The organism is Cupriavidus basilensis OR16 (assembly GCF_000243095.1).
Classification (GTDB): domain Bacteria; phylum Pseudomonadota; class Gammaproteobacteria; order Burkholderiales; family Burkholderiaceae; genus Cupriavidus; species Cupriavidus basilensis_D.
This window is the reverse complement of the sequence record NZ_AHJE01000020.1, coordinates 1-13,940: the sequence shown is the minus strand read 5'-3', so window position 1 is coordinate 13,940 and position 13,940 is coordinate 1. Positions and strand designations below refer to the sequence as shown.

11 protein-coding genes and 2 pseudogenes are annotated in these 13,940 nt (G+C 63.5%); 8 read left to right on the top strand and 5 right to left on the bottom strand.

What is annotated here, in order from left to right; genetic code table 11:
• Nucleotides 1-42: 42 nt before the first annotated feature.
• The gene (locus OR16_RS08260; protein WP_006157515.1) at nucleotides 43-702 is read right to left on the bottom strand and encodes a response regulator; all 660 of its coding nucleotides are present in this window, start codon (nucleotides 700-702) and stop codon (nucleotides 43-45) included.
• Between the two features lie 241 nt (nucleotides 703-943).
• On the opposite strand from OR16_RS08260, the gene purN reads away from it, so the two are divergent.
• The 6 genes and pseudogenes from purN (at nucleotide 944) to nadC (ending at nucleotide 8,528) form a co-directional block, all read left to right on the top strand.
• Entirely contained in the window at nucleotides 944-1,600 is a 657-nt protein-coding gene (gene purN, locus OR16_RS08255; RefSeq protein ID WP_006157514.1) for a phosphoribosylglycinamide formyltransferase, read from the top strand.
• Nucleotides 1,597-3,003, top strand: coding sequence for an RsmB/NOP family class I SAM-dependent RNA methyltransferase (locus OR16_RS08250; RefSeq protein WP_006157513.1), 1,407 nt, complete (start codon nucleotides 1,597-1,599; stop codon nucleotides 3,001-3,003). The genes purN and OR16_RS08250 overlap by 4 nt, the downstream gene beginning before the upstream one ends.
• Before the next feature lie 328 nt (nucleotides 3,004-3,331).
• Nucleotides 3,332-4,715 (top strand): annotated as a pseudogene (locus OR16_RS08245) (mechanosensitive ion channel family protein).
• Between the two features lie 401 nt (nucleotides 4,716-5,116).
• On the top strand, nucleotides 5,117-6,307 hold the full coding sequence (locus OR16_RS08240) for a DesA family fatty acid desaturase (RefSeq protein ID WP_006157512.1): 1,191 nt from the start codon (nucleotides 5,117-5,119) through the stop codon (nucleotides 6,305-6,307).
• Nucleotides 6,308-6,483: 176 nt separating this feature from the next.
• Nucleotides 6,484-7,635, top strand: coding sequence for a quinolinate synthase NadA (nadA, locus tag OR16_RS08235; RefSeq protein ID WP_006157511.1), 1,152 nt, complete (start codon nucleotides 6,484-6,486; stop codon nucleotides 7,633-7,635).
• Complete coding sequence (gene nadC / locus OR16_RS08230) at nucleotides 7,632-8,528, top strand: carboxylating nicotinate-nucleotide diphosphorylase (RefSeq protein ID WP_006157510.1); 897 nt, start codon at nucleotides 7,632-7,634, stop codon at nucleotides 8,526-8,528. The genes nadA and nadC overlap by 4 nt, the downstream gene beginning before the upstream one ends.
• 68 nt (nucleotides 8,529-8,596) lie before the next feature.
• Here nadC and nadB read toward each other — a convergent pair whose 3' ends face one another.
• From nadB to radC, 4 genes are all read right to left on the bottom strand, one after another.
• Nucleotides 8,597-10,195, bottom strand: coding sequence for an L-aspartate oxidase (gene nadB / locus OR16_RS08225; RefSeq protein WP_006157509.1), 1,599 nt, complete (start codon nucleotides 10,193-10,195; stop codon nucleotides 8,597-8,599).
• Between the two features lie 217 nt (nucleotides 10,196-10,412).
• Nucleotides 10,413-10,583 carry a 50S ribosomal protein L33 gene (gene rpmG, locus OR16_RS08220; protein WP_006157508.1) on the bottom strand — a complete coding sequence of 57 codons (171 nt, stop codon included), beginning with the start codon at nucleotides 10,581-10,583 and terminating at the stop codon, nucleotides 10,413-10,415.
• 13 nt (nucleotides 10,584-10,596) lie between these two features.
• Nucleotides 10,597-10,830 (bottom strand): 50S ribosomal protein L28, encoded by a 234-nt coding sequence (rpmB, locus tag OR16_RS08215; RefSeq protein WP_006157507.1) that lies wholly within the window; start codon nucleotides 10,828-10,830, stop codon nucleotides 10,597-10,599.
• Nucleotides 10,831-11,030: 200 nt separating this feature from the next.
• Nucleotides 11,031-11,705, bottom strand: coding sequence for a RadC family protein (radC, locus tag OR16_RS08210; protein ID WP_006157506.1), 675 nt, complete (start codon nucleotides 11,703-11,705; stop codon nucleotides 11,031-11,033).
• A gap of 90 nt (nucleotides 11,706-11,795) precedes the next feature.
• Here radC and OR16_RS08205 point away from each other — a divergent pair, with 90 nt between their 5' ends.
• Both OR16_RS08205 and ispH read left to right on the top strand, forming a co-directional pair.
• Nucleotides 11,796-12,293, top strand: a complete 498-nt coding sequence (locus tag OR16_RS08205) for an FKBP-type peptidyl-prolyl cis-trans isomerase (protein WP_043418993.1) — start codon at nucleotides 11,796-11,798, stop codon at nucleotides 12,291-12,293.
• A 49-nt stretch (nucleotides 12,294-12,342) separates the two neighbouring features.
• Nucleotides 12,343-13,228, top strand: a pseudogene (gene ispH, locus OR16_RS08200) (4-hydroxy-3-methylbut-2-enyl diphosphate reductase).
• Nucleotides 13,229-13,940: the final 712 nt, after the last annotated feature.

Genomic DNA, 13,940 nt, shown 5'->3' with positions numbered 1-13,940 from the left:
TGACGCGCCGGCCCATTTTTCATTGGTCGCCTGCAACCCGCGTTACTGGCGCAGGCGGAATCGTTCCATGCGCGACATGACCTGCATGCGGGTTCGCACGCCGAGCCGCTGCAGGATGGCCGACACGTGTTCCTTGACCGTGTTCTCCGTCAGGCCGAGCCGCCGCGCAATGACCTTGTTGGGCAGGCCTTCCAGCACCAGCGCCAGCACCGAGCCCTGGCGCGGGGTCAGGCCCAGCTCCGCCGGCGTGACCGGAATGCCGTGCGCCGGCCCGAAGGATTGGGCGCGGCCATTGAGGGCTTCGTCCGAGGGGAAGGAGGTGTCACCTGCCAGCACCTTGCGCACGGCGGCGGTGAATGCGTTGGCGTCCAGGTGCTTGCCGACGAAACCATAGGCGGCGAGCGCACGCGCGCGGCCTACGATTTCAGGCGTGGCCTCGGCCGACATAAAAATAAAGCGAGCGGAAGGTACCAGCGTCTTGAGCGCCTGCATGGCGTCGAAGCCGGTACCATCGGTTAGCCAGATATCCAGCAGCACGATGTCAGGCCTGAGCCCTTGCTGCAAGGTATTCAACGCCTCTTTGGCGCTCCCGGCGGCATGGACGGCGACGTCAGGCATCACTTCCGCCAAAAACGCGGTAGTGCCAGACAAGGCCATAGGATGATCATCGACCACCAACAAGGTCGGTGCAGCGTTCGACATGCGATTTCCCGTCTAATTTCCCAGTTCGTCCTTGTTGTCACTTGAAGCCGTGTTAACGGACTGCGCGTGGACGATAGCAGCCACTCTAGCAGAGCGGGCGAGGCGTCACAATCCACCGGGCGGGGGTTCACGTTGCGTATAGGCCATGCGAAATGGCGCTGCGGCGGGGGTTTCGCGTGTTTTAAGCGCCTAATGCGCTCGCTTTGGTCGTGTACTGGCCCCGGCTTGGTAGAATTGCGCGATGAAAAATATCGTTATCCTGATTTCCGGGCGAGGCTCCAATATGGAAGCCATCGTCAGCGCTTGCGCCGCCGAAGGCTGGCCGGCGCGCGTAGCGGCGGTCTTGTCCAACCGGCCAGACGCCGAAGGCCTTAAATTTGCCGCCGACCATGGCGTGGCTACCGGCGTGGTGGACCACAAGCTTTATGATGATCGCGCCACTTTTGATGCCGCGCTCGCCGATGCCATCGACGCATGCGCGCCGGACCTGGTGGTCCTGGCCGGCTTCATGCGCATCCTGACGCCGGGCTTTGTCAACAAATACGCCGGGCGCATGCTGAATATCCATCCATCTCTGCTGCCGTGCTTTCCGGGGCTGCATACGCACCGGCAAGCCATCGAGGCGGGCGTCAAGGTCCACGGCGCCAGCGTGCATTTCGTCACGCCCGAGCTCGATCACGGCCCCGTCATCGTCCAGGCCGCGCTTGACGTGCTGCCGGGCGACACGCCCGAGAGCCTGGCCACGCGGCTGTTGCCGAGCGAACACGTTATCTACCCGCGCGCTGTGCGCTGGTTTGTCGAAGACCGGCTGCAGGTGCATGCCGGCGTAGTCCGGGTCGAACCACCCGAATCCCAGCTGTTTACGGCCTTTGCTGCCGCTACGGAGGTGCAGTCATGAGCCGCAATACCGCAGGGGCCCGCCAGCCCGTTCGCAACAAGAACAAAGATCACAAGGGCACGCCCATCCGCCAGGCCCGCTCGCGCGACGCGAACGACAGCCAGGCCCCGCAACAAGGCCGCGGACCGCATGGCGGCTTGCATGCCGTGCATATCCAGCACATCGACCGCCTGCTGGGCAAGGTGCTGATGTTCACGCGCCCGTCCGACGTGGTGGTGAGCTACTACTTCCGCGAAAACCCCAAGCTGGGCCATCGCGAGCGCGGCATCATCGCTGAAGCCGTGTTTGCCGTGCTGCGCCGGCGCGTGGAGTTCGCGCAGTTCGCAGCCAGCGGCACCGGGGCTTCGCAGCGCCGCCTGGCCCTGCTGGGCCTGGCCGCCACACTGGGCCGCGATGTGCTGACGCCGTTCCTGTTGCCGGAAGAGGGCGAATGGCTCGATCGCCTGACCACGATCGAGCGTTCCAGCCTGGCACCGCGCGTGCGCGCCAACCTGCCCGAATGGCTGTTCGACCAGCTCGCCGCCCGCCACGACGAAGCCTTTGTCGAAGCGCTGGGCGATGCCTGGCTGCGCCCAGCGCCGCTGGACCTGCGCGCCAACCTGGTCAAGACCACGCAGGAGGCCGCACTGGCCGAACTGACCGCCGCGGGGCTGAAGGCCGAGCTGACGCCGATAGCGCCGTCCGGCATCCGCCTGGCCGGCAAGCCGGCGCTCAACCAGCTGCCGCTGTTCGTCAATGGCCTGGTGGAAGTGCAGGATGAAGGCAGCCAGCTGCTGTGTAACCTGGTCGGGCCCAAGCGCGGCGAGATGGTGGTCGATTTCTGCGCGGGCGCGGGCGGCAAGACGCTTGCCCTGGGCGCGCTGATGCGCTCCACCGGCCGCCTCTATGCGTTCGACGTGTCCGAGAAGCGCTTGTCCAACCTCAAGCCGCGCCTGGCGCGCAGCGGGTTGTCCAACGTGCACCCCGTGCTGATCGACTCTGAGCACGATGCCAAGATCAAGCGCCTGGCCGGCAAGATCGACCGCGTGCTGGTGGATGCGCCTTGCAGCGGCCTGGGCACGCTGCGGCGCAATCCGGACCTGAAGTGGCGCCAGTCGCCACAATCGGTGCTGGAGCTGACCGTCAAGCAGGCGGCCATCCTCGAATCCGCCGCACGCCTGGTGAAGGTGGGCGGGCGCGTGGTCTACGCAACCTGCAGCGTGCTGGAGGCCGAAAACGAAGGCATTGTGCGCGGCTTCCTGGCCTCGCACCCGGCCTTCCGCCTGGTGCCCGCCGCACAGGTGCTGGCCGAGCAAAAGATCACGGTGCCCGGCTTGCCGGAGGATGCCGAGATGCTGGCGCTTTACCCGCATCTGCACCAGACCGACGGCTTCTTTGCCGCCGTGCTGGAGCGCGTCAGCTAAAGCCGGAGCCAGCAGGAGGCCGCGCCGGGGGAAGCATCCCCGTGGCGTCGGCCGATTGGCGATTTTGCGGGGCTGGGGCCGTCCGGCCCCAGTCACCCCTCCCGCCCCCCCCTTTCTTTTGCCACCCGCCATCCCGGGCAGTCACGCAATGCGCTTGCGTCGCCCGGTCTGCGCGCCCGGTTGCCTGGCAGGTCAAGCGCCAATCCTGCGCCGTGCGGGGCAGGGCGGCTAGAATGGCTGACTTTTTGGTCGCGGGGCACGTGCCTCCCGCTTACCTTGCCAGGGACCGCTGTCTTGACGGAGGGGTCCCTGCCAGCCACGGCAGAGCATGAATCCCACTTCCCTGAACGAACTCCATGTCGAGCATCCGGCTTTTGGCAAGATGCTCGATGACCTGATCCGCGATGCGGGTGGCCCCGGCTTCATCTGGCAGTTGGTGGTCCTCGCCACTTGCCTTGCGGTGGCGTGGCCGCTGGCGCGGCTCGTCATCAAGCGGCTCGAAGCCCGCTACGCCGGATCGAGCTTCGCCCTGCGCTTCGCCGCGGCCAGCCTGGAGCGCGCCATGTTCCCGTTGTTCGGCTGGCTGTTGGTGATGGGCGCACGCTTCGGGCTGGAGCCCATGATGTCCATCAGCGTGCTACGGCTCGCATTGGTGCCCCTATCTGGTATTACCTTCCTCTATTTCGCGTTCTACATCCTTCGTCGCGTGATGCCCAGCAACGGCCAGCTGAAAGGCATGCTGCTACTGGTCGAGAAGGTGCTGACCACGCTGGTTTGGGCCGCGATGGCGCTTTATGTGCTGGGATTGCTGTGGGATGTGATGCATTGGATGGACAGCATCCGCTTTTCGCTGGGCGGCCGACACGCTGGTGGCGGCGGTGTGGATCCTGGTCACCGTGCTGGTGGCAATGTGGTTCGGCTCATGGCTGGAAGAGCGCCTGATGCGGTCGACCGGGCTGGATAGCAACTTGAAGGTCGTGCTGAGCCGGATTTCAAAGGCACTGCTGTTGCTGGTGTCCCTATTGCTGAGCCTGTCGCTGGTCGGCATCGATCTCACCGTGCTGTCCGTGTTCGGCGGCGCGCTGGGCGTTGGCCTGGGACTGGGCTTGCAAAAGATCGCCAGCAACTACATCTCCGGATTCATCATCCTGCTGGACCGCTCGGTCAAGCTGGGCGACCAGATCACCGTCGACAAGTACACGGGAATCGTGTCGCAGATCCGGACGCGGTACACCGTGGTGCGCAACGGCGATGGCGAAACCCTGGTGCCGAATGAGCAACTGGTGGCGCAGGCGGTGCAGAACCATTCGTTCTCCAACACCAATGTGCGCGTAGCAACACGCGTGCAGGCCGATTACGCGGCCGATCCCGAAATGGTGCTCGCCTTGCTCGTCGAGGCAGCCCAGGATATTCCGCGCTTGCTGCCGCAGCCGGGTCCCTCGGCATTTCTGGTGCTGTTCGGCGACAATGGCATCGAATACGAGCTGGCTGGCTATATCGCCGATCCCCAGAATGGCAAGCTGGGCGTGCAATCGGCGATGAACCGGGCGATATGGCGGAAGTTCAGGGAGCATGGCATCTCGATCCCGTATCCGCAGCGAGAGGTGCGGGTGCTGGGGAACGTGGCGATGGGCGGCCATGGTGGTGCTGTTGAAGAGCTGCAAAAGGCATATAACGATCTGGCAAGTGCCGCCGGCGGAGCGGCACCCTGAGCGTTCGCGGGGCGTTTAGGCCACCTTATGGAACAATCCGTGTTGCTTAGCGTCAAACTGAGGGAAAAAGCGGATGTCCGCGCGATGCGGTTCCGGTAGAATCCAGGGTAGTTGCGGGTTCATTCGAAAAGCACGTTTCGTTCGGGTGAGTTTGTTCGACCTCCCGCCCCCACACCAGACAGCCGCCAGATTGCAGCGGCTCGTGTCCAGTCCCGCCGGCAGGCAGCAGTTTTGCCCAAGGCGCCAGACGCGCATGCCTTGGGGGCTCCGGCGAGTGCCGGGGTTTCTGGCAGGCGCCACATGACGCAATCATTGAATTTGCAGTCCTTTTTCTGCACCTTGTTTGCGGCTCGCCCTGTCGTGCCGCACTGAATGCCCCTGTTTAATCGACGGAGAACAGTTTGTTCGACACTATTCTTGACTGGGCCGCTAATGGCCTCGCCAACTGGTCCTGGTGGGAGATCGTGATCTACACCCTCGTGGTGACGCACATCACCATCGCGGGCGTGACCATCTACCTGCACCGCTGCATGGCGCACCGGTCGCTGGACCTGCACCCTATCGTTTCGCATTTCTTCCGTGGCTGGCTGTGGCTGACCACCGGCATGGTCACCAAAGAGTGGACCGCCATTCACCGCAAGCACCACGCCAAGTGCGAGACCGAAGACGATCCCCACAGCCCGCAGACCCGCGGCATCCGCAAGGTGCTGCTGGAAGGCGCGGAACTGTATCGCGCCGAGTCCAAGAACAAGGAAACCATCACCAAGTTTGGTCATGGCACGCCTGACGACTGGGTCGAGCGCAATGTCTACTCGCGCTTTGGCTGGCAAGGCGTTGGCCTGATGCTGATCATCGACGTCGCCTTGTTCGGCGTGATCGGCCTGAGCGTGTGGGCTGTGCAGATGCTGTGGATCCCGATCCACGCCGCCGGCATCATCAATGGCCTGGGCCACTGGTGGGGCTATCGCAACTACGATTGCGAGGACGCTTCGACCAATGTCTCGCCGTGGGGCATCATCATCGGCGGCGAAGAGCTGCACAACAACCACCACACCTACCCAACGTCGGCCAAATTCTCGATCAAGTGGTACGAGTTCGATATCGGCTGGGGCTACATCCGCGCCATGCAGGCTGTTGGCCTGGCCAAGGTCAAGAAGACTCCGCCCAAGGCGCGCCTGGTGGATGCCCGCCCGGTTGACCACAACACGCTGGAAGCCATCATTGCCAACCGCTATGACGTGATGGCGCGCTATGCCAAGGCGGTCAAGAGCGCCTACAAGCAGGAACTGGAAAAGCTGAAGGAAGCCCGTGTGGCCGAGTACAGCAGCTTCAAGCCTGCGCGCAAGTGGTTCCACCGCGAAGAAGCCAAGCTGGCCGATCCGCAGCGCCAGCAACTGGCCAGCATCGTGGAGCAGAACAAGTCGCTGCATACCTTCGTGGAAATGCGCCGCGAGCTGGCCGCGATCTGGGGCCGCTCCAACCTGACGCGCGAACAGTTGCTGCAGCAGCTGCAGGTCTGGTGCCAGCGCGCGGAGGCCAGCGGCATCCAGGCACTGCACGATTTCTCGCTGCGCCTGCGCCGTTATGCCTGATGCGCCTGATGCGCCTGGTGCGGGCTGATGCCCGAGCTGGCGTGGCCTGATACAATTTAGCTCGCCCAAAAGCCCCGCCTCTGGCGGGGCTTTTGTTTTCGCTAAACTCCCCCAATATCAGGGCCAACAGCGATGCGGAAGATACCGAGGCGCGCTGTCCAAGAGGAGTATTGGAGATGACCCCCCAAACGATCAAAGCCGTCGAGTTCGAAAAGCCGAACCTCTCGATGGCGTCCCCCGAAGGCGGCAGCTGTGTCGCCCACGCATGGGCCAAAGTGCCTCCCGTGCTGTCGCCGCAGGAGCGCACGGCGCTCAAAGAGCGCATCAAGACCCTGCTGAAGCAACGTAATGCAGTGCTTGTTGCGCACTATTACGTCGATTCCGACCTGCAGGACCTGGCCGAGGAAACCGGCGGCTGTGTGTCGGACTCGCTCGAAATGGCGCGCTTCGGCCGCGATCATCCTGCCAAGACGCTGGTGGTGGCGGGGGTTCGCTTCATGGGTGAGACCGCCAAGATCCTCAGCCCGGAAAAGACCGTGCTGATGCCCGACCTGGACGCAACCTGCTCGCTGGACCTGGGCTGCCCGTCGGACGAATTCGCCGCGTTCTGCGATGCGCATCCCGATCGCACGGTGGTGGTCTATGCCAACACCAGCGCCGCCGTGAAGGCGCGCGCCGACTGGATGGTGACCTCCAGCATCGGCCTGAAGATCGTCGAGCACCTGCATGCGCGTGGCGAGAAGATCCTATGGGCCCCGGACAAGCACCTGGGCGGCTATATCCAGAAGCAGACCGGCGCCGACATGCTGTTGTGGCAGGGATCCTGCCTGGTGCATGACGAGTTCAAGGGCATCGAGCTGGACCTGCTGCGCCGCGAGTTTCCCAACGCCAAGATCCTGGTGCACCCGGAGTCGCCGGCCAATGTGGTCGAGCAGGCCGACGTGGTGGGCTCGACATCGCAGCTGATCGCCGCGGTCCAGGAACTGGACGCCCGCGAGTTCATTGTCGCCACCGACAACGGCATCCTGCACAAGATGCGCCTGGCCGCGCCCGACAAGCATTTCATCGAAGCCCCGACCGCCGGCAACGGCGCGACCTGCAAGAGCTGCGCGCACTGCCCGTGGATGGCGATGAATGCACTGACCAACCTGGCCGAAGTGCTTGAGAACGGCCATAACGAAATCCATGTCGACGCGGACATCGGCCGCCAGGCCGTGACCTGCATTGACCGCATGCTTGACTTCGCCGCACGGCAGAAGGCCAATGTGCGGCCCAAGGCAGACCTGGCGAGCGAGCAGGCCTTGTTCAAGGGAATCGGTCCGGCATGAGCAGCAATCCAAACGTGAATACCGTCAATTCGAGCCGCAACGCCATCTTCGACAGCTACGGCCCGGCACTCGCCGAGGCGCTCCTGGCCAATGTTGGCGCCGCCATTGCCGAAGATGTCGGCAGCGGTGACCTGACCGGCCTGCTGGTGCCCGTGGGCAAGCCAGCGCGGGCCCGCGTGATCGTGCGCGAGCAAGCCGTGCTGTGCGGCCAGCCATGGTTCGAGGCATGCATGCGCGCGGTCGATCCCGCGCTGCAGGTGGTCTGGCGGCAGGCCGAAGGCGCCCGCATGGCGCCGGACTCGGTGGTCTGCGAGATCACTGGCCCGGCCCGCTCGCTGCTGACCGCGGAGCGTCCGTCGCTGAATTTCCTGCAACTGTTGTCCGGCGTGGCGACCGCCACGCGCCGCTATGCCGACCTCGTCGAAGGCACCAGCGCACGCGTGCTCGATACCCGCAAGACGTTGCCTGGCCTGCGCCTGGCGCAGAAGTACGCGGTCAGGGTCGGTGGTGGCGACAACCAGCGCCTGGCGTTGTACGACGGCATCCTGATCAAGGAAAACCACATTGCCGCGGCCGGCAGCATCACTGCCGCCATGCAGGCTGCGGCCGCGCTGGATGCGGGCGTGTCGGTCCAGGTCGAGGTGGAGAACCTGGCCGAGCTGGAAGAAGCATTGGCGGCCGGTGCGAAGTCGATCCTGATCGACAACTTTACCGAGACGATGATGCGCGATGCCGTGCGTATCAATGCCGGGCGTGCCTTGCTGGAAGTCTCGGGGGGGGTCAATGCCGATACGATCCGCGTTTTCGCCGAGACGGGCGTGGACCGCATCTCGGTGGGGGCGCTGACCAAGGATGTGCGCGCGACGGACTATTCGCTGCGCATCATCGAGTAATCGGGGCTGCCCGAGCATGAAAAAAGCGCGCCTGGGCGCGCTTTTTTCATGGCGAATCCGGCGCAGGCTTACTTCGCCCGTTCTCGCTTGAACACCGGCTGCATCACCGTGGGCAGCGCCTTCGGCAAGGTCTCCGGATAGTCGCGGCTAAAGTGCAAACCGCGGCTTTCATGGCGCGAATACGCGCTATCCACGATCAACGAGGCGACTTCCACCAGGTTGCGCAGCTCCAGCAGGTCGCGGGTGACGCGGAAGTTAGCGTAGTACTCCGCGATTTCTTCGCGTAGCAGGGTGATGCGGTGTTGGGCGCGCTCGAGCCGCTTGCTGGTGCGCACGATGCCGACGTAATTCCACATCATGCGGCGCAACTCGTCCCAGTTGTGCGAGACCACGACTTCCTCGTCGGCATCCGCCACCCGGCTTTCATCCCACTGAGGCAGCGCGATGTCCGGCTGCCCGGCCTTGTCCTGCCCGGCAATGTCGAGGGCTGCCGCGCGCCCGATCACCATGCATTCGAGCAGCGAATTGGAGGCCAGCCGGTTGGCGCCGTGCAGGCCGGTGCAGCCGGTCTCGCCCACGGCATAGAGGTTGGCCAGATCGGTGCGCCCCGCGGTGTCGGTCACCACGCCGCCGCAGGTATAGTGCGCCGCCGGCACCACCGGGATGGGCTCGCGGGCGATATCGATGCCGAGTTCCAGGCACCGTGCGTGGATGGTCGGGAAATGCTCGCGCAGGAAGGACTCGGGTTGGTGGCTGATGTCCAGGTGCACATAATCCAGGCCGCGCTTCTTCATTTCGAAGTCGATCGCGCGCGCCACCACGTCGCGCGGGGCCAGTTCGGCGCGCTCGTCGTGTTCGGGCATGAAGCGTGTGCCGTCGGGCAGCTTGAGCAGGCCGCCTTCGCCACGCACCGCTTCCGAAATCAGGAACGACTTGGCGTAGGGGTGATACAGGCAGGTCGGGTGGAACTGGATGAACTCCATGTTCGATACCCGGCAGCCCGCGCGCCAGGCCATGGCGATGCCATCGCCAGTGGCCGTGTCGGGGTTGGTGGTATAGAGATAGACCTTGCCCGCGCCGCCTGTCGCCAGTACGGTGTGGGTGGCGGTAATGGTCTGCACGTCGCCGCTGGCATCTTCCAGCACGTAGAGGCCGTAGCATCGGTTACCCGGCAGGCCGAGCTTGCGCGAGGTAATCAGGTCTACCGCGAAGTGGTCCTCGATGATGGTGATATTGGGATGCTGGCGCGCCTGCTCGCTTAACGTGGACACGACGGCGTGGCCGGTGGCATCCGCCGCGTGGATGATGCGCCGGCGGCTATGGCCGCCTTCCCGTGTCAGGTGATAGCCCAGTTCTGCCTGGTCGTCGCGGGTGAACGGCACGCCGCGATCGATCAGCCACTGGATGGCCTCACGCCCGTGTTCGACGATATAGCGCGTGGCGCTGTCATCGCAAAGGCCGGCGCCCGCCACCAAGGTGTCCTGCGTGTGCTCATCGTGGCTGTCGCCTGAGTCCAGGACCGCGGCAATGCCGCCCTGGGCCCAATCGCTGGCGCCTTGCGTCATGGCACGTTTGCAAATGATGACAACCCGATGGGTGTCGGCCAGTTGCAGCGCGACCGTCAGACCGGCCAGTCCGCTGCCGACAATGGCGACATCGAAGTTCATGGTGCGAGAGACGCGCGCGGCACGCGGTCGGGAGGCAGGAAAGCTGGAAAGTGTACACCGCCAGCGGGCTTGCGTGGGTAGGCAAACAACGCGGGGCAAGGCGCCGAGAGGCGTTGGCTGCGCAACGCGGCATCGGCGGCCCGGAAAAGCAAAAACCCCGCCTAAGCGGGGTTTCTACCGACATGCCGCGCGATCGGCATGAGGAAGACAGGATCAATTACTTGATCTTGGTTTCCTTGTACGACACGTGCTTGCGGGCGACGGGATCGAACTTCATGATCTCCATCTTTTCCGGCATCGTGCGCTTGTTCTTGGTGGTCGTGTAGAAGTGACCCGTACCTGCAGTCGACTCCAACTTGATTTTATCGCGTCCGCCTTTGCTGGCCATGATGTGCTCCTAATTAGACTTCGCCACGTGCGCGCAGATCCACGAGCACGGTGTCGATGCCTTTCTTGTCGATCAGGCGCAGGCCGGCGTTCGAGACGCGCAGGCTCACCCAGCGGTTTTCCGATTCAACAAAGAAACGGCGATTCTGCAGATTGGGCAGAAAACGACGCTTGGTCTTGTTGTTTGCGTGGGAAACGTTGTTGCCGACCATCGGCGCTTTCCCGGTCACTTGACAGACGCGTGCCATGAAGCACTCCTAACTCTTCTACGTGGACAATGTTCGCAACAGATCAACAAAAGGCGCGCTGGCCCGGACTGCAGCGGTTGAGACTTCAGCAAACGAGCATTATAGACCGGAAAGCACTGGTGAATCAATGCCTTCTCTCGTTTACCGTTCAGGGGTGTGCATCCGTGCGGTGCGCATCACTACACGCATCGCATCTTGCATCACAGCTGGCCGTGTTCGGCGAAGGAGTGGATGTTACTACCTGCGACGATGAAATGGTCAAGAACTTGCACGTCGATCAGGGCCAGGGAGCGGGACAGTGCGCGGGTCATGGCGAGGTCGGCGGCACTGGGCGTGGTGTTCCCCGACGGGTGGTTGTGCGCGACGATGACTGCCGCGGCATTGTGCGAAAGTGCCCTTCGAGCTACTTCGCGTGGATAGACGCTGGTTTGGGTCAGCGTGCCGCGAAACAGCTCCTCGCTGGCGAGCAGGCGGTTGCGCGCGTCCAGGAACAGGCACAGGAACACTTCGTGGGCCAGTCCCGACAGTGACAGGCGCAGAAAGTCGCGCACCGCCGTGGGGGAATCCAGTGCCCCGGGCAGTTGCAACTGCTCGCCCAGCGCGCGCCGGGTCAGCTCGCGGGCCGCCTGCAACTGCGCGTACTTGGCGCTGCCAACGCCCTTGACGCGGGCCAGCTGCCCGGCGTCGGCCGCAAACAGGCCGCTGAGCGTGCCGAAATCGTTCAGCAGCTCACGGGCGACGTCTACAGCACTTTTTCCCGTCACGCCCACGCGCAGGAACACGGCGAGCAGTTCGGCGTCTGAGAGCGTGGCGGCCCCGCCGCTCAGCAGCTTCTCGCGTGGCCGCTCGCTGCTGGGCCAATCGGTAATGCGCATGGCTCGATCCCCTCGGAACAATGGCACCGCGGACAAGGCGGCGCTCGTTGGAGTCGCTTACAATACGGGTTGTTGACTGGTTGAGCACCTATGACTTTGCAAACTTTTGCTTCCGGCCCGATGGGCGGGGACGGCACCTTGGATGGCCGCAAGACTGTGCAGGCGGATTCCTTCCTGACCCTCCACTACAGCATCTCCATGGAGAACGGCACTGAGATCGTCAGTACCTTCGCGGAGAAGCCCGCCACGCTGCTGCTGGGGCAAGGGCAGTTCGCGCCTACGCTGGAGCAGGCGCTGCTGGGCATGCCCGAGGGCGAGCGCATGACTTACCGGCTGGCGCCCGAGCACGCCTTCGGCCCGCGCAACCCCGATCTGCTGCAGCGGGTTTCGCTGGCGACGCTGCGCGAGAACTCTTCGTTCGAAGAGGACTACGCCCCGGGCGACCTGGTCGAGTTCAATGCGCCTGGCGGTGGTAAGTACGCCGGCGTGCTCAAGGAGATCGGCGAGACGTCGGCGCTGTTCGACTTCAACCACCCGCTGGCCGGACAGACGATCCTGTTCGATGTCCAACTGATTGGCATTCTTTAAGCAGACCACCGGCCGGCCTTGCGCCAGCACCCTTGAGTCGAATCCTTGCATGTCTGAACTCACCACAGCCCCCGATGCCGAAATCCTGATGGCGCAGCCCCGCGGCTTTTGCGCCGGCGTGGATCGAGCCATCGAGATCGTCGAGCGCGCCCTTGCACGCTACGGCGCGCCGATCTACGTGCGCCACGAAATCGTCCACAACGCCTATGTGGTGGAAGACCTGCGCCGCAAGGGCGCGGTCTTCGTGCAGGAGCTCGAGGAAGTGCCACCCGGCTCGACCGTGATCTTCAGCGCGCACCAAGGTGCATGTGGAGGTCGGCAAGATGCGCACCGAGGGTTGCGAGATCATCATGATCGGGCACAGGGGCCATCCTGAAGTCGAGGGCACCATGGGGCAGGCCGAAGGCGGCATGCTGCTGGTCGAGTCCTCCGAGGATGTCGCCAAGCTGCATGTGGCCGATCCCGGGCGCCTGGCATTCGTGACCCAGACCACGCTCTCGGTGGACGAAACGCTGGAGATCGTCGCTGCGCTCAAGGCGCGCTTCCCGCTGATCCGCGAGCCCAAGAAGCAGGACATCTGCTATGCCACGCAGAACCGCCAGGATGCCGTGAAGTTCATGGCGCCCCAGGTGGAGGTGGTGATCGTGGTGGGCAGCCCCAACAGCTCGAACTCCAACCGCTTGCGCGAGCTCGCGGAGCGCCTGGGCGTGCCGGCCTACATGATCGACTCGCCCGATCAGCTCCAGCCGGAATGGATCGCGGGCAAGCGCCGCATCGGCCTGACCGCCGGCGCGTCCGCCCCCGAGGCCCTGGCCCAGGCCATCGTTGCGCGCCTGCACCTTCTGGGTGCGCGCAACGTACGCGCGCTGGACGGGATCGAGGAGAAGATGTCATTCCCCTTGCCGCGCGGCCTGCAGCAGGTCACGCCAGCCTGATCACCTGCTCCACCTGTTCGTCCCGCAAAACGGCCCGCTCTCGCGGGCCGTTGCTTTTTGCGCTGCCGCCAGTGGCAGGCAGGCGCTCCTCCCTCGCGCCGGTTGCACGCCGTTTCGCACCATTCTCTCGCCAGGGTTGCACCAATATATAGCACGCTATATTGCCTGCTATCCCTTGGGTAATGCACGAGCCTGGCAGGAACGGCCTTATGCTTGTCTGTTCAAAAAGACAAATAAGGGAAATCCCTGTAATTGGGGATTTCCCTATTATGGTGCCGGCGCACTAGTTCGTTGTATATGAATGAGCTAGTTGATATTAAATGAAATGCCTATTTAATACGTGGCCTCCGAGAGTGACTTAAGAGTAGCAAAGCCGCCTTGTGACAAGCGGTAGGCATGAATCTTGTTAGTACCAACGGCTAGCCTCCATGTAGCGGGAATTGCCCCAATGCGTGCATTGGGGAAATTCCCTAGCTCATTTGGTGGGTTAATCCTTCAGGTTGTTGCGTCGCATATTGCATCCGTATAAAAAGGGAATACAATTCGCGCGTTTCAAATTGAAACTAAACTAAGGCGGTTCAGGGGGGGCGTCCGGGGGGCGTTGGTTTACCCTGATCATGTGAATCCTAGGAGATCACTCATGCAAATCACGTTTGCCAAGATTCTGCCGATCGCAGCCGCAGTAGCGCTGGTTACTGCTTGCGGCAAGAAA

Excerpts from the sequence above, each read along its gene's own strand:
- OR16_RS08260 (WP_006157515.1), bottom strand. The coding sequence starts at position 702 with ATGTCGAACGCTGCACCGACCTTGTTGGTGGTCGATGATCATCCTATG.
- purN (WP_006157514.1), top strand. The coding sequence starts at position 944 with ATGAAAAATATCGTTATCCTGATTTCCGGGCGAGGCTCCAATATGGAA.
- OR16_RS08250 (WP_006157513.1), top strand. The coding sequence starts at position 1,597 with ATGAGCCGCAATACCGCAGGGGCCCGCCAGCCCGTTCGCAACAAGAAC.
- nadA (WP_006157511.1), top strand. The coding sequence starts at position 6,484 with ATGACCCCCCAAACGATCAAAGCCGTCGAGTTCGAAAAGCCGAACCTC.
- nadC (WP_006157510.1), top strand. The coding sequence starts at position 7,632 with ATGAGCAGCAATCCAAACGTGAATACCGTCAATTCGAGCCGCAACGCC.
- nadB (WP_006157509.1), bottom strand. The coding sequence starts at position 10,195 with ATGAACTTCGATGTCGCCATTGTCGGCAGCGGACTGGCCGGTCTGACG.
- rpmG (WP_006157508.1), bottom strand. The coding sequence starts at position 10,583 with ATGGCCAGCAAAGGCGGACGCGATAAAATCAAGTTGGAGTCGACTGCA.
- rpmB (WP_006157507.1), bottom strand. The coding sequence starts at position 10,830 with ATGGCACGCGTCTGTCAAGTGACCGGGAAAGCGCCGATGGTCGGCAAC.
- radC (WP_006157506.1), bottom strand. The coding sequence starts at position 11,705 with ATGCGCATTACCGATTGGCCCAGCAGCGAGCGGCCACGCGAGAAGCTG.
- OR16_RS08205 (WP_043418993.1), top strand. The coding sequence starts at position 11,796 with ATGACTTTGCAAACTTTTGCTTCCGGCCCGATGGGCGGGGACGGCACC.